We start from the raw sequence: 20,974 nt of genomic DNA on the forward strand, positions 1-20,974 counted from the left end.
GCTCGATATTTCTTAATAAATCTACAGAATCTGTCGAACCTGTCGTAATTTCACCCTGACAAAACTTCTTACGATACCACATTCTTAGAAGAAATATGCCAAAGGAATTGCAGGGCAGAGAGGCGAATTGCTTATCTCACAGACAACTATTTCGCTCTGTCCGCCCTGATCAAGCGGAAGAAATAGCGCTGTTTCTTAACGGGCAAGTGCATGGTATGAGGTTTGATAACTGTCGGCATACGTTAATGATTTATTAGACCCTAAAAAATTCGGGAGGGAATGATAATGAATATGCATTTGAATATGAATGAAGCAGGAGCTACGACGGAAACGGCTAAGGAACTGGGGATCGGCGCAAGCACACTCCGCAAATACGCGGCTGCGCTGGAGGAGCATGGACATCGTTTTGAACGGGCTGCGAATAAATCGAGACTGTTCGGAACGCTTGAAATAGAGCGGATTAAGGAAATGATGAATTTGATGAGAGAGCAGAACCTGCCGCTGAATGATGCAGCCGTGCTCGTTATGGAACTGAATCATGAGATGGCTGCGGCGGCCAAGGATGGCTCGGATCAACAACAGACAGGTGCACATGCACCCCTCATTGAGCAGGAGAAGGTGCTTCAGAAGGCAGGAGTAGAGCAGGAGCAAGTTAAGCAGCTCAATTCGGAATGGCAAATTCTGCAGGAACGCATGGCTGAGCTTGAGCGTGAACAAACGAAGCTGATGAAGCAGAATGAACAGCTGCAGGAGCAGGTAGAAGAACAGCGCTTATGGATTAAGGAGAAGCTGGATGAGGATCGCGACCGTCAGCTGATCACAAATTTGCGAAGCTATCAGGGGCGTAATCAGAAGCCAAAGCCCAAGCAGAGGGGACACTCACTGAGGATGCTGTTCGGATTGCTCCCAAAGAGTAGGAGGGAGGCGTGATGATGCGAAAATTCATTTACGCCACCCTGCATCAAAAAGTGACGAATCAGGATACAGGACCGCCTAAAGCATAGGAATTTGTTTTTATTTTTACAGTATTAGAGTTACAATAGAAAGGAGTGATTGATACTAGCGACAAGGAGAGCCATAAATGATTATTTTGAAGAGCAAAGATGAAATACAGTATATGAAGAAGGCTGGCGAGATTCTCGCTGCTTGCCATAGAGAGATTGCCGGGCTCATTCGCCCTGGCATTCAGACCCAAGAGATTGATGCATTTGCAGAGAGCTTCATGAAGAAGCATGGAGCGACTCCAGAGCAAAAGGGCTACAACGGTTATCCGTATGCTACCTGCGCTTCAGTAAATGACGTAATCTGCCATGGGTTCCCTGGAAAATACGCGCTGAAGGACGGGGATATCGTAACGGTGGATATGGTCGTTAATCTGGATGGCTGGCTGGCGGATTCCGCTTGGTCTTATGCGGTCGGCAATGTATCCGAGCAGGCACAGAAGCTGCTGGATGTGACCAAAGAATCCCTGTACAAGGGGATTGAAAAAGCGGTTATTGGCAACCGGATCGGGGATATTTCCAATGCGATCCAGGTGTATGCCGAGGGCGAAGGATTCTCGGTCGTTCGGGAATTCATTGGGCATGGGATCGGTCAGGATATGCATGAAGAGCCCCAAGTGCCTCATTACGGACCAGCCGGACGCGGACCGCGTCTGAAGGAAGGCATGGTCATTACGATTGAGCCGATGCTGAATGTCGGTACCTTCCGCAGCAAGCTGGACAGTGACGGATGGACAGCCCGTACACAGGACGGCGAATTGTCTGCACAGTACGAACATACCATTGCCATTACAGCAGACGGCCCGGTTATTCTAACCGAGCAATAACAGGAATGACCTGCAGCAGGGACGCTTGCTGTTCTAAGATCATTCAAGGCCATACGGCCGCAGTATAGAGAGCAGGATTCCTTCTATCCTCCATAGGAAGGGATGCTGCTCTTTATTATTTCGAGGGAGCATACTTCTAAAAAAAGCTCAGTACAAGCAGGAGAATTTCATCCCTTGTACTGAGCTTTTTTGTATATTTTGAGTCGGCTTTGAACGAAGCTAATTATATCACGATGTATACAGACATTCGTTACTGTTTGGCTGAAGATTCAAATGCCGACCCATAAGTTTCGTTGTAATGCTTCAGCATATATAGTCTCCAGTGGAGCAGCATACCGAAGGCTAGAATGAAGAAGACGGCTCCGGTCTGTACGACAGTAATATACTGATAAACGACTTCATGCAGCACTAGTCTGACGATCAGAAGACCGACCAGAATGAACATGAAGCTCTTGGAGCTGGTAACAAAGACCTCTCCGTCTCTAACTTCAAACTTGGTGCTCTTGATCAGCGGATACGAGAAAATAAACCAGCCGACCAAAAACGCGATGAGTGCCCACAGCCACGGAATATGCGTCTCCGGAACAACAAACATAAGAAATCCCGTGCTCATACCGAGCGGAGGGATAATGATTCTTTTCTTGTTGATTGGCCGATTAGCTGCCTTCATACGAATAAAGATAGCACTCACAGCAATAAAGATCATGCCGACCGTTGCGGCGATCTGAAGAAATGAGGAGTTAATAGCCACGAATAGGACCTCTCTCTAATTGGAAATCATTTTTCCTTAGTATATCATAAATTCTTAGAAATACTGTAAGTATATCCGGTGAAATATGAAGAGTTCATCGGATCGATAGTTCGTTGTTGTAGGAATTTGTAGAAGATTATCGAATGATCAAGAACTTATCTTCCAATTTGCGGAAACAGGTCATATACTAGGAGTGTGCTTCTATATTTTTATGAAATAAATCTCTGTGTATATAAATATTTTTTAAATAAAGGGGGGAGAGAAGTGAGACCAAGGGAATGGAAGCTCAAAGCAGGACTTGCGTTTTTGGTTGGTGTATTGCTGCTTCTCACTTTCCCCTGGATTCAATGGAGAGCGGCGCCGAGCCGGGTTATTGATGTTGTCATTATAGATAAAACGGTTCCGGACATTACATACCGTGAGCATAAAGGCCTGACCTGGCTGCTCAATCAGCAGAAGGTAGTGGATCAGAATGGAGCGGGGTACGCATATGATGAATCTTATTATGGATATCATCCTCACAAAGCCGGAGATGAACGGATGAGGCGTTTACCTGCTACGCTTCGCGGGACTGATCTGATCTATCTTGCAGACTCCTATGGCATCTATGAATCTGTACGTTCGAAGGAAGAAAGGGAGGAACATGTCGAGCGATTGGTGTATGGCGGAATGAATTTGACAGATGTCCAAAAAATTCAGGCTGCTGCTATGACAGGAACAACAATCATTGCTGAACACAGTGTACTGGCAGCCCCGACGGCAGAATCCGTTAGCAGGCAGCTGCAGAAGCTGCTGGGCGTGGAATGGAAGGGCTGGGCCGGGAAATTTTATGAGGATTTATCAACAGAAGTGCCCCTCCATATCATGGAGAAGTATACAGGACAGACCGGCAAGGAATGGTCTTACAGCGGCATAGGGATGGTACTCGTTCATCATGAAGGGGAGGTCATTGTGCTGGGCAGACAAGATCTAAGGGAGCCGGGCATGTCCATCTCTTTTTCCAAAGAAAACAGTGATAAATACAATGTCGAAAGATCAGCTCGCTATCATCAATGGTTCGAGGTTGTCACTCCCAAGCCAGGCACGGAGACTGTAGCCGATTACAAGCTCGAATTAACAAGCTCCGGTTCGGAGAAGCTGAGAAGGGCAGGGGTTCCTGCACAGTTCCCGGCCATTATTCAGTATGAGCAGAATTCGCATCAATCTTATTACTTTGCGGGTGATTTTGCAGAACGAACGGTCTCGCCATTGATGGTTCAATATAAAGGCTGGGATCAGTTTGTCGGTACCTTTATTTCGGATTCCAGTCCAAATGCTTTTTACTGGCAGATTTATATTCCCTTGATGAAGACCATTTTGTCTGATATTGAGAGTAAGCGGGTTTAATATATATGAAAATGACAAAGAAGAGTCTATACAGAAGAATCTGTGGACTCTTTCTTTTGTAAGTTTTGGATTGGATGTAAACTTGACAAACAAAACTGTTATCAATAGAATAACAGTTGCTAGGAAGTACGTTTATCTTAACTGAAGATGTATATGAATGATGAGTCCGAGATTAATAGACGATTTCAGGGCATAACTAATTGATAAAGTACGGGAGACAGGAAGCTTTGAGCGCTAATACAGGAGGTCAGGGTAATGAACAGTGAGTTCACGATTGCAGTGCATTGCCTGTTGTTTTTGGGTATCCGTGAAGGACGCATCGCAAATAGTGAGGACATTGCAGAGAGTGTATCTACGCATCCTGCCAGAGTACGGAAAGTGCTTAGTGTGCTGCGCAAGCATCAGTATGTAATGACGAAGGAAGGGGCTCACGGCGGTTATATGCTGAACAGTAAGCCGGAAGAAGTGAGACTTGGTGATTTGTATCGCTTGTTTGCGTTAGGATCCTTTGGGCCTCATTGGCGTTCGGGGGATGAGGACTCCAGCTGCATGGTATCTTCTAATATTAAGGAAGTCATGGGTACCATATATCATGATGGAGAGCATGTGGTGGAACAATACCTGGACAGCATTACCCTTGCAGAAGTGAAGCATCGTCTGGAGGATAAATGGAAGAATAGAGATTTAACCTAAGTCTATGGTTTATGAAAGATCCGGTCGGGTACCGGGTCTTTTTTTGTTTCCATTAATAGTACTCAGAAGGATTATTTTACCTTAAAATGGATTTTAATATACAATGGAAGCAGCCGCTATCTTGCAATTTTAATTAAGGGGTGACCTTATGAGATCAGGCATGGACTTATACGTACAGATGGAGGATTCCGAATTGTCGATCGCTGCATGCCAGGGTGATTTTGAAGCGTATGAGGAGCTGGTTCGGCGTTATGGCAAGGAGCTCTATGCGTGGTCTTATATACAGCAGAAAAGGACAGGATAGGCGACGTTTACTCATAGAATCGATTTCGAAGAGCTGGTATCAGCGCAATAAACCTAAGGACAAGGCTCAGCTTGTAGAGCTCCTATTTCAAACGATGTACAGTACTGCGAGGATGCAATATAGAGCTGCTGCTTGGAATAAGATATCTCCCTCTCGATCGACGACGCAAGACGAGACTACATCCCAAATGATAAGGGATACCGACCGTTTGCTGTTACAAAAAATGAATAGTCTGTCGTTTGAAGAACGTACGATGTTACTAGCCTCATACATATTAGGCAAAACGCCTGCCGAATTCGGAGATTATACGGGAATAGGGGAGATGCGGGCTGCCGCCAGTTTACAGCAAGCCAAGCAGATGATGAATGAATCATCGTCATTTCTTAATACCTTTTTCGAGAAGGATCGAAAGATCGTATATGTACACGAGCATGAAAATTTGGAAGACGCACTTCAACAAGGTTTAACCGATGCTAGGGCTGGCAGATTCTCCAAGCGGCTAATGAGAACATGGGGTGCAGCAGGAGTTTTGGTGATCGGTATTACAATAATCATACTCGTAGTTGGCCTTAACCCTTGGGGAGAGAAGGGGATCCATGAGCCCCTTGACCGGGCGGGAACCCGAGTCGTGCCGGATGACCGCTATTGGCTGAGCACCGTAAGCTCGGATCGCGTTGCCGAAAGAAGGCTGCAGGAGGGGGAAGCTCAATATCTCGGCTATGTGGTTGAACAGAACGGACTTAAGCTGATTATTGATGGAATGATGACACAAGGCGAATCGACCATGATCTGGTATACCTTAACTGTGAAGAACGGGCAAGAGATGCCGGATAAGTTTAGCGGCTATATGTATGGGAGCGACAGCTTTAATTCGGGTGAAACGATATGGACTCGAACGGGAAATAAGATTGTACAAACGGAGAGTCCTTCCACCATACAAGGGATGATGGTATTCGATAGCCGGCATGATATCGTCCATCAGACAGTCCCGGAGGAATGGGTTGTCATCTTTAATGCGGCAGATGCGGAGCGTCCGGAGTCAGTAATCTCTCTAAGCCTTACGGTTCCATCCGTGCCATCACAGAAGCCTGAGCTGATTACAGTCAACCAGGTATTTCAACTGAATAATCGTTCTTTTATGATCAAGCAGGCCGAGCTTGCCGAGAACTATACCAAGATTGTGATTGAATCAGAATCAAGGCACGAGGAGGATGCAGCACTACTACACAGCTTGAGGCTGAGGCTTAGTAATAATGATCAGAGTTACTTGGGTTTGAATGGACAGTTGATGAACTACGAGACTGACGCAGAAGGGCGAACGACGCTGATATATCCTCCAGTGCATTATCTTGATTACAGTGGATTATCTCTGGTGAAGGATGTTGGACTTGTAACCATAACCGAAGAGTTTAAAGTAGATTTGGATGAGGGGAAATTAGTTGGTTATCCAGATCATTTCAATGGAGATTTTAAAATGAAGCGCTCAGGTGATGGTTCTGAGATTAAGCTGTACTTTAAGGATGCGGGATACATCAACGAAGAGGTGTTGTCCTCTTTAGAGGGTGTACCGAATGCACAGCTGGTATTTGACTTTTATGATGCGGAGGGCAATTATTATGCTTCCAGCGGAACAGGTTATGAGGGAGAATGGCGCACGTACTACATTCAGGATGCGGATTATCCTCAGCCGATTACGATTCCTGTAGTTTACGAAAAAGTAGACGAGGAGACATTAAATATTCCTCTCTTATGAATCAATTTCATAAAACATTAAAACGGTGAACTTGAAACTATATATACCCTTGATTTAAGCGGCTAAAGGTATTATGAAATTGATTCTATTAAACAATAATTGAAAAGAGATGGACCTATGAGAACCTATACTGATCTTAAGGATTCCGAATTGTCGATCGCTGCATGCCAAGGTGATTTTGAAGCATATGAGGAGCTAATTAAGCGCCATAGCAAAAAGATATATATCCTCGCTTAGACAACCGTAGTAGCATTAGCCTAACCTTGGTAAAAAAATAAGGGCAGACACCCCCAGGCTTTGATCCGATTTGGAAAAAGAGGTGATACGGTGCAAAGTTTTGATGAGATGAATGATCGGGATTTAGAGAAAATGGCGTTTAGTGGGGATTTCGATGCTTATGAGCACCTGTTGAAGCGTCATGCTGCAAGTTTGTTTATCGTGGCCTACGCTATCTCTCGAAGCAGGAGCACCGCGGATGCACTCGTATCGGCCACGGTGTCCATCACCTGGCATCAGGTCAAAGCAGGGAAGCAGCGAGAGGATCTCGTGACTGCCTTGTTTCATAATATGATGCTCCATGCCAAAAGGTTGAGGAGGGCAGGTGGAGCTGATGCTGCAATAGAACCATCCGCTGCAGTGGGGGAACCTGATGATCTTACACCTAGCTCAAATAAGCTGGGTGACTCGGCTGTAGCGGGTGAGCATGTTCAAGTAATGCGCAGCAACCGAGCCGACTTGATGGAGACACTTATCAGCCAGATGAGCTTTGAACACAGTGTCGTATTCCTGCTGAATTATATTGCAGAACAACCTATAGCAGAGATAGCAAAATACATATCAAGAACGGAGAAGACGACTTCTAGACGGCTTGATGAGATGCTGAATGCTGTGGCCAAAGAGATGGGGGAAGGTGAAACTACAGCGGTCTCGTCTTTTATCCGCAAACATTTTTCCAAGGAAAAAGAATACTTGAGCTCAGTGGAAATGAGTAACGATGCAGACGCAGCAGTACAGAAGGGACTGCTCCATGCTGGGCAAGGTGTCCTCCCGAGGCACAGGAACAAGAAGATATGGGCTTGGACCCTTGGTGTATCGCTTGGTGTAGTTGTCCTTGCTATCATTGTGCTTAATCCTTTCCGCGAAAAGGAGACCCACGCGTCTCTTAATCTTTCCGGCACAAGGGTCGTTCCGGACGAGAGCTTAATCTATAGTACTGCGAGCAGCGATGGGGATTACAGATCACGGGTTGCGGATGGTGATTACAAGAAGCTCGGATATGCAATGAAATTAGATGATGGATCCCGGCTGATCATTGACGGAGCGATCGATTATGGGAGAGAAACATTGTTAATGTATACGCTGGAAAAGAGAGAGCCCGAGGTCTCCACTTCGATCGTGGATGGATCCATTTTGGAGCGCTCGACTTTGCTGCTGTTAGGTTATTTGCAGAATCAGATGGTTCTCGAAGAGACAGAGAAGGCTGAGAAAGGTTTTGTTACGTTTGTTCGAACCAATCCCACGGTTTCTACGGAAGGAGCCTTGCTCCAGTTCGAAGTTGAGGTGCAGGGGGATGAGGCGCATACCGTCATGTTGGAAACAGACTATCCTCATGAGGTCGAGCAGCCGGCCAAAGAGATCGCGCTTGATGAGAGCTTTACGATTGAAGGCCAGACCTACCATATTACCGGGCTGACAATCAGCTCGGACTACACGAGGGTGAAGATGAAGCCTGATATTCACAATGAGAAAGGGATAGAGAGTCTGAAGAATGTTCGTCTGGACCGGGTAAGAGAGAATTCGAGGTCCGGAAGCAGAGTAGTGGAGATTGCAGGGGATGATCTGATCTTTCCATCCATCTATTATGAGGATTCATATGAAGAACTCCAGCTTACCTTAGATGAGGAGCTGTTCAGCTTGGAGACTCCTTTTGTTATTGATCTAAATAATCTTAATCTTGTCCAGTATCCTAAAGGGATGGAGCCTGAGTCCTTCGGGGTTACCTATGCCGACCCTGAAATAGATACGTTATTTCACACGATCCAATTTCCTGTTTGGGAAGGAATTCAATATGAGATTTCGGATTATTATACGGATGCGGCAGGTCAGGTGTATACAGCAATTAGTAATATATTTGATGGTGATAACGTCAACATGATGATTCCTGATCTAGATTATGAACAGCCGCTTACATTTTACTTCTCAATACTGGACCAGGATCAACGGAGTGCGGACAATAACCTAGCGAATTATGATCCGCTGGAAGGTCGTATTTCAGTTCCCCTCATTATAAATCCACAGGATTAGACGCTATGAAGCTACCGTGATTAGACGCTGGATCTTTCAACTAATTCAAAAGGGATGACGGTCTTGGAACTACGCGCAATATCCTTCACTTCCACATTCCTGCTGTTATAGAACGTGCGAAAGGCTTCTCTTCCGATCTCCTGCAGATGCTGGTCAATGGTCGTAAGACCAAGTGCTTCGGAGATCGGGAGATTGTCGAAGCCGATAATGGCAAGATCCTCGGGAATGCGAAGCCCGAGGGCTTGAGCTCTCAGGATGACACCGGCTGCCGCTTCATCGCCTGTAACGAGCAGGGCGGTGGGGCGTTCCTCCATCTTCATGAGAGTATCAATGACACGGATTCCGTCTTTAATCTCTGTACAATTGGTAAATATCCATTCCGGATGCAAGACTTCCCCATGCTCATGAAGCAAGGTCTTATAAGCAAGATACCTGGCCTGGCTGCTTGCACTGTCCGCTCGTCCCACGCAATAACCGATGGCCCTATGACTGTGCTGAATCAGGTACTGCATTCCTTTTTGAAAGGCTTCATAATGATCGGTATAGACAGCCGCAATTTGCTCATTCTCTGTATACTCACAAGTAACGATCGGGCCATACTTGGCGTAAGCGGCAATAGCTTCAAGCTCAAGTGCACGGGAGCAGAAGAGGAGACCGTCAATCTGTTTAGTGGATAGCAGCTGAAGTGCTTTATGCTCTTCTTGTGTCTCATACCGAGATTGGTATAGCAGCGTTCCATAGCCGGATTTAGCAGCTTCATCCATAACGCCTGACAATATCGCTTGAAAATAGGGATGACTGTTCGGGACGATGACCCCGACACGATCTGTATGACCTTTAATCAAATGCACCGCACTCGAATTCGGCCTGTATCCTTCCTTCTCCATAATGTGCTGTACTTTCTGGCGAGTTGCTTCATTGACGTATGGATGATTGTTCAGCACGCGGGACACGGTAGTTACAGATACGCCAGCGAGCTTGGCAATGGATTTAATATTGGCCATTTAAACGTTACACCTCCTGATCTAACGACATTATACCCGTGTACACTGTTAATCACGAAATGCTTGCGCAAAAAAGCCCCTTTGGAAGGGGCCAAGGGGCTTAGAAGAAGCGTTGTTGCATATAGCACACAACACATAGTCAATCTAGTGAATCCAGAAATTTCAGAGGATCCAAATCCAAACAACCTAGATGTTTTCTCCGTTCGTCTTAATAACATCCTGGTACCAGAAGTAGCTGTCTTTCTTGATACGGCGAAGATCCTTCCCGCCTTCCTCATCCTGGTTCACGTAGACGAAGCCGTATCTCTTCTGATAGCCGTTCAGCCAGCTGAGCAGATCCGTGAAGGACCAGCTGCAATAGCCAATCAGCTCCACCCCGTCAGCGATCGCCTGCTTGCACTGATGAAGATGGGACTTAAGGTAGGCGATCCGGTATTCATCATGAACCTGGTCTTCGGACTCCAGCTTGTCGAACTCGCCAAGACCGTTCTCCGTAATAAAGATGGGAAGATCATAGCGGCTCGTAATCCTGCGCATACCGATACGAAGACCGATGGGATCGATATTCCAGTCCCAGTTCGATTTTTCAACATGAGGATTGTTTGCTGTCTTGTATAGACCTGGAATTCCGGTTGATTCATTGCTGCCTTTCTGGCCGGTATTGTTCATTTTGCCTGAAGAGACACCGCCATGCAGCGGATTATGCTCGTACGTAATCGTCTGATAATAATTGACACCGACAAAATCAGGCATCCCCTGTTTTAACAGCTCCTGATCTCCTTCCTCAAACACAGGAGCGAGTCCCTGCTGTTTCAAGTGGCGGTAAGGAATGCTGGGATATTCACCCCGGCAATATACATCAAGCCACCAATAGCTTGTGAACTCCTCTGCATTCTCATATGCCAGCATGTCTTCTGGTGAACTCGAAGCCGGATAGGAAGGAGTATAGGCAAAGCTGGGTCCAATCTTGCCGTCAGGCACATGCTTGCGGAAGGAGGCGATGGCCTGGGCATTTGCAAGGAACATAATATGGTTGGCCTCATAGAAGCGTTTGCGGTCCTTCACCGCGGGTGGATGCATGCCAAGCATGTACGCATGATTGGTATTATGATTCTGTTCGTTAAGGGACACCCAGTATTTTACACGGTCTCCGAATCTTTTGTACAAGGTGATGCAGTACTGGTTGAAATCTTCAATAATTTCACGTGATTCCCAGCCGCCGTACCGGTCTTGAAGTGCCTGCGGCACATCCCAATGATACAGGGTCAGCACGGGCTCAATGCTGTGGGCGACCAGCTCATCAATCAGGCTGTCGTAGAATGCAAGTCCGGCTTCGTTGACTTCACCTGTGCCATGCGGATAAATTCTTGGCCAGCTGACCGAGAATCGGTACGATTTAAGACCCATCTCAGCCATAAGCTGTACGTCTTCCTTGTATCTGTGATAGTGGTCTACAGCGATATCCCCGCTCGTTTCCTTGAAGGTGGTGCCTGGAATTTTGGTATATAGATCCCATACGGAAGGTCCTTTGCCGTCTTCATTCCAAGCGCCTTCAATCTGATAGGCAGCAGAAGCAGAGCCCCAGAGAAAGTCCGCGGGGAAGGGCGGTAATTTTTCGTGTATCATATTTATGTCCTCCTTACGAGTTATGTCTATGATTACAGCTGACCATAGCTTTTACATAAGCATCTTAAGTTATGAAATGCATTTCAGAGCAATAGTCTATTCGTGAAATTTTTGTAAACCGCCTTGTTTTTGAAGGGATGGAAGTCATTTGTGGTTAATAGATTAATATCAATTCCGGTAGTCTATCCAGTAATGATCTGAATATAAGGAGCGATCGATGATGAACCCACAAGCGAAGAAATCAGACGAGGTTTGTTTCTATACGGGGACTTATTCTGCGGCAGCAGACCCTGGCATTTATTTGGTGGCCGTGAACAAGGATAGCGGAGAGATGCGAATCGTGAACCAGGCATCGGGAATCGAGCGCCCCTCCTTCCTTGCGCTGCATCCGAATGGAGAAGTATTGTATGCGGTGAGCGAGACAGGTGAAGGGGAACTGTTTACTTATAAAATAGATCCGTCGACGAGTGAGCTGCATCTCCTGGACCGCAAACCTACCGAAGGTGCTGACCCTTGCTATGTTTCGGTGGATCAGAGCGGCAGCTATGTGCTTGTAGCTAACTATTCAAGTGGAAGTGTCAATGTATATAAGCTGGATGAATCCTCCACTCCTGTGGAGATGTCTGCGAAGATTGAGCATGTAGGCAAGGGCTTCCGCGAAGATCGGCAGGAGGGACCGCATGCACATTCCATCGTACCGGATCCGGCAGGTGAGTATGCTATCGTGTGTGACCTTGGGCTGGATCAGATCATTGTGTACCGCATGCAGGAGGGTAAGCTGTCGACCCATTATGAGCTGAAGCTGCCCGCCGGTTCTGGTCCGAGACATTTGGTGATCCATCCTAATGAGAAATTTGCTTATGTCGTTAATGAGCTGAACAATACGGTTACGGCGCTAACCTTCAACAAGAATCGTGGAGAGTTCCAGATCACGCATCATATCTCAACACGGGGTGAAACAGAACAGTCAGAAAATACAGGTGCGGATATTCGCATATCCTCCTGCGGTCGTTTCCTCTATGTATCCAACCGTGGTGATGATTCAATCGCGCTGTTCCATATTAATGAGGAGAGTGGTGAGCTTACCGCAGTAGAGTGTGTGGGTACAGAGGGCAAGACGCCGAGAAACTTCAATCTGCTGGAGGGTGGATTGCTGATCGCAGCAAACCAGGACAGTGACAATCTGGTTTCCTTCAAAATAGACAGTGAAAACGGGCGGCTTACACCTACGGGGTACGAGCTCGAAATCCCTACTCCAGTATGCATTGAACCCTGTAAGAAGGGTTAACATTTTCACTATATAAATATGAAATGCCATGAATTATATCGCTATTGTGAGGCATGATCCAGATCTGGATCATGTCTTTTTTTGTTGTTACTCAGAATTAATCTGCATAGTACAGAGTCATAAACAATATATTGTATGGGGATTTATGCTATTTTTGGGGGTGGACAGCGCAAGATGCCTTTTATATTAAGGTTTAATACAACAATGAACGGGGCTATGACTTTTACAGGAAATACACTGGGGCTTAACAAGGTGACGAATCAGAATAATCAGGGAAATACAGGCTCAATTGGAGCATTCAGCACGTTAAATACTTCGGTCCGAGTCGGTAATTTCCCGCTGGGCACAACGCTGGATTACACCCAGAATGCTTCAACCGCTATTTTGGATCTGCCGAGCGGTTCGACGGTGCTGTATGCCGAATTGATCTGGGCAGCCAGCTATAATACGGGGGGGAATAACGTCATTGGGCAGATTGGCAATCCCGTATTATTCACTACGCCGGCAGGAACCTTCTCCGTTGCTCCTGATCCGGCGACAGCGCGGAATACCGCACCGACAGCGAATGATTATGTCAATTCGGCGAATGTAACGGCTCTTGTCCAGCAAGGGGGAGCCGGTACTTATATAACAGGGGCGGTGCCGGGGACGGTCACAGCATCTAATAACAATGATAACTTTGCCGGATGGACGCTTGCTGTCGTGTATGAGAATCCGTTCCTCCCGTCAAGGAACATGAGCGTGTTTGTCGGTGCAGAGGTCGTAAACCAGGCGCTCGGTGCCGCGACGGCTACGATTACCGGATTCGCTACCCCTGTTACCGGTGTCGTAAGCGGAAGGCTGATGGTCAGCGCAGGAGAGGGAGATCCTCAGCTGTTAGGTGATCAGCTGAGGTTTGGGCCTACAGCAGCAACGCTTGTAGCCATATCAGGTCCGAACAATCCGGTCAGTAACTTTTTTGGTTCACAGATTAACAACAATCTGGGGCTCTTGGATACAAGGGGAACGTTTGGCAGTCTGAATAGTACGCCAGGTAATGCGGTCATTGGTGCCAGACAAGGCTGGGATATAACCAATGTCGACGTATCCTCCAGGCTTGTCAATTCACAGACTTCTGCCGTCATACAGGCCACATCTCAGGGCGATGCTTATCTTGTAAATGGTCTTGGGCTTCAAGTCGATGTCAATGCACCTTTTTTTGTGTTCAGTAAGAGCTCCAATGTGAGCAGTGCACTGGTCGGAGATGTAGTTCAGTATACACTCACCGCAGGCAATACAGGTACGGCCTTTGCCAATTTAGTGCTGCTGCAGGATACATTTCCTGCTTCCGGCGTCTTCGTCCCTGGCTCCTTCTCGGTGAATGGGGTTACACAGCCGGGGGCAGATCCAACGGTCGGTGTCAATCTGGGCACTGTGGCTCCAGGACAGACGCTGACGATTATCTACTCGGTTCAAATTGTGTCTAGGCCGCCAGGATCAACGCAGTCGAACGTAGCAAATCTCACCTACAATTTTCAAAGTCTTCCGGGCGGGCCGACTTTCCAAGGGATGTCCCAATCGAACGGCAATAGCATTTCGATCGGCAACCGGCCGCCAACGACACAGAACTATTCTCTTGTCACCAATGAGAATATTCCCGCCGGGGGTCAGGTTACAGGTGTCGATCCGGACGGAGATGCACTGACCTTCTCACTGAATTCGGTGCCGACAAGCGGGACAGCAATCGTCAATCCCGATGGCACTTATCAATATACCCCTAACACAGGGTTCGTCGGGAACGATTCGTTTACCGTATTGGTCAGCGATGGCTTCGGCGGCACAGCGGTTTCAACGATTGCAGTAACGGTGCTTAATCAGCCGCCTATTGCTAATAACCTGGATGTGTCCACAACGAAGAATGTTCCTGCAACAGGTCAGGTTACAGCGACGGATCCAAATGGAGACCTGCTCACGTTCAGTCTGAATTCATCGCCGTCAAACGGCACGGTTGTCTTCAATTCAGACGGAACGTTCCAGTATAATCCGAACCCTGGCTTTGCGGGCAATGATTCGTTCACCTATCTCGTCAGCGATCCGAATGGAGGCACAGCCATTGGAATCGTCACGGTTCACGTTCTCAATCAGCCGCCCGTGGCACAGAACCTAGATCTGATAACGCCAGAGAATCTGTTTATTACAGGTCAGGTGATTGCGACCGATCCGGATGGGGATACACTGACGTTTACATTAAATGCTCCGCCAGTAAATGGAACGGTAGTGGTGAATGCAGACGGAACGTTCCAGTACAATCCGAATCCTGGATTCATCGGTACAGATACCTTCACGGTGCTGGTCACTGATCCGAGCGGGGGCACTGCCATCTCTACCGTGACGATAGAGGTAATCAATCTGCCGCCGGTAACAAGTAATCTGAGTATAGCGACAACATTAGGTGTGCCTGCAGAAGGTCAGGTTACAGCAACCGATCCGAACGGGGATCCGCTGACCTTCACACTGCAGTCTGCTCCATCCAATGGTACAGCCGTGGTCAACCCGGATGGTACGTTCACGTACACTCCGAATCCTGGCTTCCTTGGAGTAGATAACTTTAACGTGCTGGTAAGCGACCCGAATGGAGGGACGGCAGTTTCTGTTGTCACCGTTATGGTCACGAATCAGCCGCCAATCGTCCAGAATTTATCGTTGTCTACGTTAGGGAATACACCAGCTGGAGGTCAGGTCATTGCGACCGATCCGGATGGAAATCCACTGACATTCAGCCTGAATTCACTGCCAATGAACGGATCTGTAATTGTGAATCCGGATGGTACGTTCACGTATACGCCGAACCCTGGCTTTGCTGGAGTGGATTCCTTCACGGTTCTCGTATCTGATGGCTTTGGCGGCACAGCTATTGGCACGGTAACGGTTAATGTCCAGAACCTGCCGCCGGTAACCAGCGATGTTTCTCTATCTACACTGCAGAATCTGCCAGCAGGGGGTCAAGTTGTAGCGACCGATCCGAACGGGGATCCGCTGACCTTTTCCCAATTGTCTGCACCGGTGAATGGAAGCGTGGTAGTGAATCCGGACGGAACGTTTACTTATACGCCGAATACGGGTTATGTGGGTCCAGACAGCTTCACGGTGCTTGTATCGGATGGGCTCGGCGGCACGGCTATATCCACGGTGTTCATCACAGTGATCGATCAGCCGCCGATTGGGCAGACCCAGAATTTCAGCACGCTGCAAAATACACCGCTGCCGGGACAACTGCTTGCCACCGATCCGGATGGCGATCCGCTGACCTTTACGCTCCTGTCTCCTCCAGCGAATGGAACAGCGGTTGTCAATCCTGATGGTACTTTCACGTATACCCCCGCTGCTGGATTTGTGGGTACTGATTCGTTCACAGCTCTGATCAGCGATGGCAAAGGCGGCACTGCCGTCGGTACAGCCATTATCACGGTCATCGATCAGCCTCCGGTAGCACAGGATTTGACACTCACAACAAACGTCAATACACCGGTAGCAGGTCAAATTCCGGCGACCGATCCAGATGGCGATCCGCTGACCTATACCTTATCTGTTCCACCAGCAAACGGAACAGTAGTACTGAATCCAGACGGCAGCTTCACGTATACTCCCAATTTTAATTTTGTAGGGACAGATACATTCTCGGTGCTCGTCAGTGATGGCAAGGGAGGTACTGCGACTTCCACGGTTACGATCGGTGTACCTGTTGATGGGCCGGTAACCTCAGATGTCACCTTGAATACGACCACGGATGTCCCCGCCCTCGGTCAGGTCATTGCGACTGATCCACAAGGCCAGACGCTGACCTATGCCGTGCTGGTTCCGCCAGCGAATGGTACAGTGCTGCTGAATCCGGCGGATGGTACGTTTACCTATACACCAAATGCAGGCTTTACCGGGACAGATACCTTCACGGTCCGAGTTACGAATACAAGCGGCGTATTCTCAGATTCACAGGTTACGGTCAACGTCAGCAACGTTCCACCGATTGCAGGCAACCTGACGCTGGATACGTTCCAGAACATTCCGATTGCAGGCCAAATTCCAGCGAGCGATCCTGACGGCAATCCGCTGAACTACACCTTGTCTGTTCCGCCTGCACTGGGTAGCGTATTGCTAAATCCTGCGGATGGTACGTTTACCTATACACCAAATGCGGGCGTCGTTGGAGTAGATACGTTCTCTGTGCTTGTCGATGATGGACGGGGTGGAACAGCGACCTCCGTCGTTACAGTGAATATTATTGATCGTCCGCCGGTAACCCAGGATGTAAGTCTAAGTACACCGAACAGCACGCCAGTGGCTGGCGCTGTGACCGCCACCGATCCGGACGGGGATCCGCTCACCTTCAGTCTCAATGCTGCTCCGGTCTTTGGAACAGCTGTGGTCAACCCGGACGGTACATTCACCTATACACCAAATGCAGGCTATGTAGGACCAGACAGCTTCACCGTTCTGGTAGATGACGGAAAAGGCGGCACCGCCATCTCTACGGTGAGTATTACAGTGACCAATGCTCCGCCTGTAGCGACAGGGACGAGTGTGACGACGCCGCAGAATACACCAGTCAATGGTGCGGTCACTGCCGTCGATCCGGAAGGCAATCCGCTGACCTTCGCACTGCTCAGTTCACCGGTGAATGGAACGGCAGTTGTTAATGCTGACGGTACGTTCACTTATTTCCCGAATACCGGTTATGTAGGGCCGGACAGCTTCACGGTCCTTGTAAGTGATGGATTGGGAGGCACGGCCATTGCCTCGGTTGAAGTTACCGTCACAGACAATCCGCCGGTGACATCAGATCTAAGTCTGACGACGAATATTAACACGCCGGTAGCCGGGCAAGTAACAGCGACAGATCCGGATGGCGATCCACTGACCTTCAGCATCCTGTCACTTGCAGCAAATGGTATTGCCGAGGTGAATCTGGATGGAACGTTTATCTATACGCCGAACACAGGTTACAGCGGACCTGACAGCTTCACTGTGCTGGTGAGCGACGGGAAGGGCGGAACGGCAGTATCCACCGTCACGATCCAAGTCGTCAATCGTCCGCCTGTTGTATCCAATACAACATACGGTACGGTACAGCCTTCACCCGTATCTGGTGTTGTTACAGCAAGTGATCCGGACGGCGATCCGCTGAGCTATGTGATAGATACAGCTCCCGCGAGTGGAACGGTATTGCTTAACCCGGATGGTACCTTCACTTACACACCCATTCCGACCTTCTTCGGGACCGATTTCTTCACCGTAGCGGTCAGTGACGGACGGGGTGGAATCACCTTTGGGGTAATTACGATTGAGGTTTCTATTAATCCACCTGTTGTGCAGGATCTGAGCATAACTACGGGAGGAAATATACCTGTATCTTCGCAGGTAGCAGTAACAGATCCTAATGGATTGCCGATGACGGTCACACTGCTGTCTCCACCTCTAAACGGTTCAGTTATTGTCAATCCAGATGGAACATTCACCTATACACCGGATCCCGGATTTATCGGTACCGACAGCTTCACGGTTCTGGCGGTGAATTCAGCAGGCGGTTCGGGTGTGGGTACCGTGACGGTGACTGTGTCCAATGTGCCTCCTACCGCAGATGGTGCAAGCTTGACAACGATCCAGAATACGCCTGTGTCAGGAGCGGTGACAGCTAGTGATCCGGACGGTAATACACTGACGTTCACCTTAAATTCGACACCATCAAGCGGAACGGTGATCTTAAATGCGGACGGTACATTTACGTACACACCAAACACCGGATTTGTCGGGGCAGATTCCTTCACCGTTTTGGTCAGTGACGGACTTGGAGGTACGGCGATTGCCCTGGTGACGATTACCGTCACAGGTCGTCCGCCGATTACACAGGATCAATCCATTGAAACGGGACCAAATACAAGTGTAGACGGACAGATTATTGCGTCAGATCCGGATGGCGATCCGCTGACTTATGTCATTGGATCTCTCCCGACGAATGGCACCGTCGTACTGAATGCCGACGGCAGCTTCATCTATACCCCGAATACCGGCTTTGTCGGTACCGATTCATTTACGGTATGGGTACTGGATGGAACAGGAGGATCTGCCGTATCCACAGTCAGTATTACGATACCGAACCTGCCGCCCATTGTATCTGATTTTGCAACAAGCACACTTGTCGGCACACCTGTAACGTCACAGATTCCAGCCGTGGATCCGGAGGGTAATCCGCTCACTTATGCGCTAGGAACGGCGCCATTGAGCGGTACGGTCGTAGTCAATCCAGATGGGACGTTTACGTATACTCCGGATGTCGCCTTTATCGGAACCGATACCTTCACCGTGGTTGTAACTGACCCGTTTGGAGCTTCAACCACCGGAAGGGTGACGATTACCGTGTTCTCTGCTCCACCGGTGGCACCTGATATTTTCTTGACCACCCCGATTAATACGCCGGTAAGCGGAGTAGTGATTGCATCCGATCCGCAAGCAAGCACCTTGATCTACACTCAATATGTACCTCTGCCGAGTAACGGTACGGTGGTGGTCAATCCGGACGGTACGTTTACGTATACACCAAACCCGGGCTTTACAGGTGTCGATACCTTCCCGATTATTGTGTCTGACTTGTATGGGGAGAACGGAATTTCTCGAGTGACCATCGTGGTAGGTGAAGATGTACCCATTGCGACTCCGGTGAATGTAGGGACTGCCGCAGGGCAGCCGGTTACCGGGTTTATACCGGCAGAGGATCCCGCCGGGTTGCCGCTGATCTTCACACTCGGGAATCCGCCGACGAACGGGACGGCTGTTGTGAGCCCGGATGGTACGTTTACGTATACACCGAATCCTGGTTTTACCGGTACAGATACGTTTAGTGTGATCGTGACGAACAGTGCAGGAATATCGGCAGTTGCACCGGTTACGGTCATTGTAGGCGGCGACTCGCCAGTTGCATCTCCGGTGAATGTAAGAACGACAGAGGGTCAGCCGGTTAGTGGTACAGTCATCGCGAACGATCCGAATGGACTCGCGCTGACGTTCTCGCTGGGCATTCCTCCATCAAATGGTACGGTGGTTGTTAATTCGGACGGCACGTTTACGTACACGCCAGATCCGGGCTTTGTCGGAACCGATACCTTTACTGTGATCGTGACCAACAGTGCAGGACTGTTTACAGTGGCCTTTGCCACGGTAACGGTGCTTCAGGATAGTCCTCCTTTTACAGGGGGACCAATCACGACAGATATCGGTATTGGAACGAATCAGGGGCAGCCGGTCACCGGACAGATTCTGGCCAGCAGCCCGGCAGGGCTTGCATTAGCATATATCGTCCTGCAATCGCCAGTTAACGGATCACTGGAGCTGAACCCGGATGGAAGCTTTATTTATACACCGAATCCAGGCTTTAGTGGTATAGATACGTTCTCGATTACAGTAACAGACAGCCAGGGCCGGGCAGCCGTTTCAACAGTGACCGTCGTTGTATACCCTTCAGCAAATACGGGAGGAGAGACGATCATTCAAGTTCAGCTGACGACACCTCAGGGCAGACCGGTAAGCGGAGCGGCTGATGGCGGACCAGGCGCCGTATATCAGGTGTATAGCCAGCCTGCGAATGGAAATCTAAGGCTACGTCCAGACGGCACGTTTACGTATACGCCAAATCCAGGCTTTATCGGCAGCGATACGTTTACCATCCGATATACCGATGCCAGAGGAGCAGTTTATCTATATGTAGTGACCGTGAATGTAGTGGCGTTATCCAACACGGTGCTAATTGATCTAAGAACAGAGGAGAATACTTCTGTATCCGGGGATCTGAACTCATTTGGACGATTGTCTACAGCACAGCTCGTGGATCCGCCGAATAACGGACGGGTCACGTTAAATGCCAATGGCACCTTCACTTATATACCGGACCTCGATTATATCGGACCTGATCAGATTACGTTCATCGTTACGCTTGCTTCGGGCGAGATCTATACGGTCATCGTCAATATCAGAGTCGTTCCGGGCGGAGAGGAATAAGATAGAATAGTA

Annotated in this window: 12 protein-coding genes; 9 read left to right on the top strand and 3 right to left on the bottom strand. The window is 48.6% G+C overall.

Annotated features, from left to right (window positions below):
• Positions 1–285: 285 nt before the first annotated feature.
• Together ACFSVM_RS15080 and map are read left to right on the top strand one after the other, a co-directional pair.
• The gene (locus tag ACFSVM_RS15080; protein ID WP_090725780.1) at positions 286–930 is read left to right on the top strand and encodes a hypothetical protein; all 645 of its coding nucleotides are present in this window, start codon (positions 286–288) and stop codon (positions 928–930) included.
• Positions 931–1,081: 151 nt separating this feature from the next.
• Positions 1,082–1,828, top strand: coding sequence for a type I methionyl aminopeptidase (gene map, locus ACFSVM_RS15085; RefSeq protein ID WP_076314834.1), 747 nt, complete (start codon positions 1,082–1,084; stop codon positions 1,826–1,828).
• Positions 1,829–2,078: 250 nt separating this feature from the next.
• Here map and ACFSVM_RS15090 read toward each other — a convergent pair whose 3' ends face one another.
• Positions 2,079–2,579, bottom strand: a complete 501-nt coding sequence (locus ACFSVM_RS15090) for a CcdC family protein (protein WP_256209803.1) — start codon at positions 2,577–2,579, stop codon at positions 2,079–2,081.
• A gap of 264 nt (positions 2,580–2,843) precedes the next feature.
• Between ACFSVM_RS15090 and ACFSVM_RS15095 the strand changes: the two genes are divergently transcribed.
• The 5 genes from ACFSVM_RS15095 (at position 2,844) to ACFSVM_RS15115 (ending at position 9,019) form a co-directional block, all read left to right on the top strand.
• On the top strand, positions 2,844–3,965 hold the full coding sequence (locus ACFSVM_RS15095; protein ID WP_076314833.1) for a hypothetical protein: 1,122 nt from the start codon (positions 2,844–2,846) through the stop codon (positions 3,963–3,965).
• Between the two features lie 255 nt (positions 3,966–4,220).
• Complete coding sequence (locus tag ACFSVM_RS15100) at positions 4,221–4,658, top strand: RrF2 family transcriptional regulator (protein WP_076314832.1); 438 nt, start codon at positions 4,221–4,223, stop codon at positions 4,656–4,658.
• A 148-nt stretch (positions 4,659–4,806) separates the two neighbouring features.
• Positions 4,807–4,962: a hypothetical protein gene (locus ACFSVM_RS15105; RefSeq protein ID WP_379263138.1), complete on the top strand. Its 156-nt coding sequence runs from the start codon at positions 4,807–4,809 to the stop codon at positions 4,960–4,962.
• Positions 4,963–5,170: 208 nt separating this feature from the next.
• Positions 5,171–6,715, top strand: coding sequence for a hypothetical protein (locus ACFSVM_RS15110; RefSeq protein WP_379263140.1), 1,545 nt, complete (start codon positions 5,171–5,173; stop codon positions 6,713–6,715).
• A 327-nt stretch (positions 6,716–7,042) separates the two neighbouring features.
• Positions 7,043–9,019: an RNA polymerase sigma factor gene (locus tag ACFSVM_RS15115; protein ID WP_379263142.1), complete on the top strand. Its 1,977-nt coding sequence runs from the start codon at positions 7,043–7,045 to the stop codon at positions 9,017–9,019.
• 20 nt (positions 9,020–9,039) lie between these two features.
• Here the strand turns inward: ACFSVM_RS15115 and ACFSVM_RS15120 are convergent, their stop codons facing one another.
• The gene (locus tag ACFSVM_RS15120) at positions 9,040–10,023 is read right to left on the bottom strand and encodes a LacI family DNA-binding transcriptional regulator (protein ID WP_076314829.1); all 984 of its coding nucleotides are present in this window, start codon (positions 10,021–10,023) and stop codon (positions 9,040–9,042) included.
• A gap of 186 nt (positions 10,024–10,209) precedes the next feature.
• Positions 10,210–11,649 carry a glycoside hydrolase family 1 protein gene (locus ACFSVM_RS15125; RefSeq protein WP_379263144.1) on the bottom strand — a complete coding sequence of 480 codons (1,440 nt, stop codon included), beginning with the start codon at positions 11,647–11,649 and terminating at the stop codon, positions 10,210–10,212.
• A 217-nt stretch (positions 11,650–11,866) separates the two neighbouring features.
• On the opposite strand from ACFSVM_RS15125, the gene ACFSVM_RS15130 reads away from it, so the two are divergent.
• Complete coding sequence (locus ACFSVM_RS15130) at positions 11,867–12,937, top strand: lactonase family protein (RefSeq protein ID WP_379263146.1); 1,071 nt, start codon at positions 11,867–11,869, stop codon at positions 12,935–12,937.
• Between the two features lie 174 nt (positions 12,938–13,111).
• The gene (locus ACFSVM_RS15135; RefSeq protein ID WP_379263148.1) at positions 13,112–20,962 is read left to right on the top strand and encodes an Ig-like domain-containing protein; all 7,851 of its coding nucleotides are present in this window, start codon (positions 13,112–13,114) and stop codon (positions 20,960–20,962) included.
• Positions 20,963–20,974: the final 12 nt, after the last annotated feature.

The organism is Paenibacillus shunpengii, assembly GCF_042684905.1.
Taxonomy (GTDB): Bacteria; Bacillota; Bacilli; order Paenibacillales; family Paenibacillaceae; genus Paenibacillus; species Paenibacillus shunpengii.

Excerpts from the sequence above, each read along its gene's own strand:
- ACFSVM_RS15080 (WP_090725780.1), top strand. The coding sequence starts at position 286 with ATGAATATGCATTTGAATATGAATGAAGCAGGAGCTACGACGGAAACG.
- map (WP_076314834.1), top strand. The coding sequence starts at position 1,082 with ATGATTATTTTGAAGAGCAAAGATGAAATACAGTATATGAAGAAGGCT.
- ACFSVM_RS15100 (WP_076314832.1), top strand. The coding sequence starts at position 4,221 with ATGAACAGTGAGTTCACGATTGCAGTGCATTGCCTGTTGTTTTTGGGT.
- ACFSVM_RS15105 (WP_379263138.1), top strand. The coding sequence starts at position 4,807 with ATGAGATCAGGCATGGACTTATACGTACAGATGGAGGATTCCGAATTG.
- ACFSVM_RS15120 (WP_076314829.1), bottom strand. The coding sequence starts at position 10,023 with ATGGCCAATATTAAATCCATTGCCAAGCTCGCTGGCGTATCTGTAACT.
- ACFSVM_RS15125 (WP_379263144.1), bottom strand. The coding sequence starts at position 11,649 with ATGATACACGAAAAATTACCGCCCTTCCCCGCGGACTTTCTCTGGGGC.
- ACFSVM_RS15130 (WP_379263146.1), top strand. The coding sequence starts at position 11,867 with ATGATGAACCCACAAGCGAAGAAATCAGACGAGGTTTGTTTCTATACG.
- ACFSVM_RS15135 (WP_379263148.1), top strand. The coding sequence starts at position 13,112 with ATGCCTTTTATATTAAGGTTTAATACAACAATGAACGGGGCTATGACT.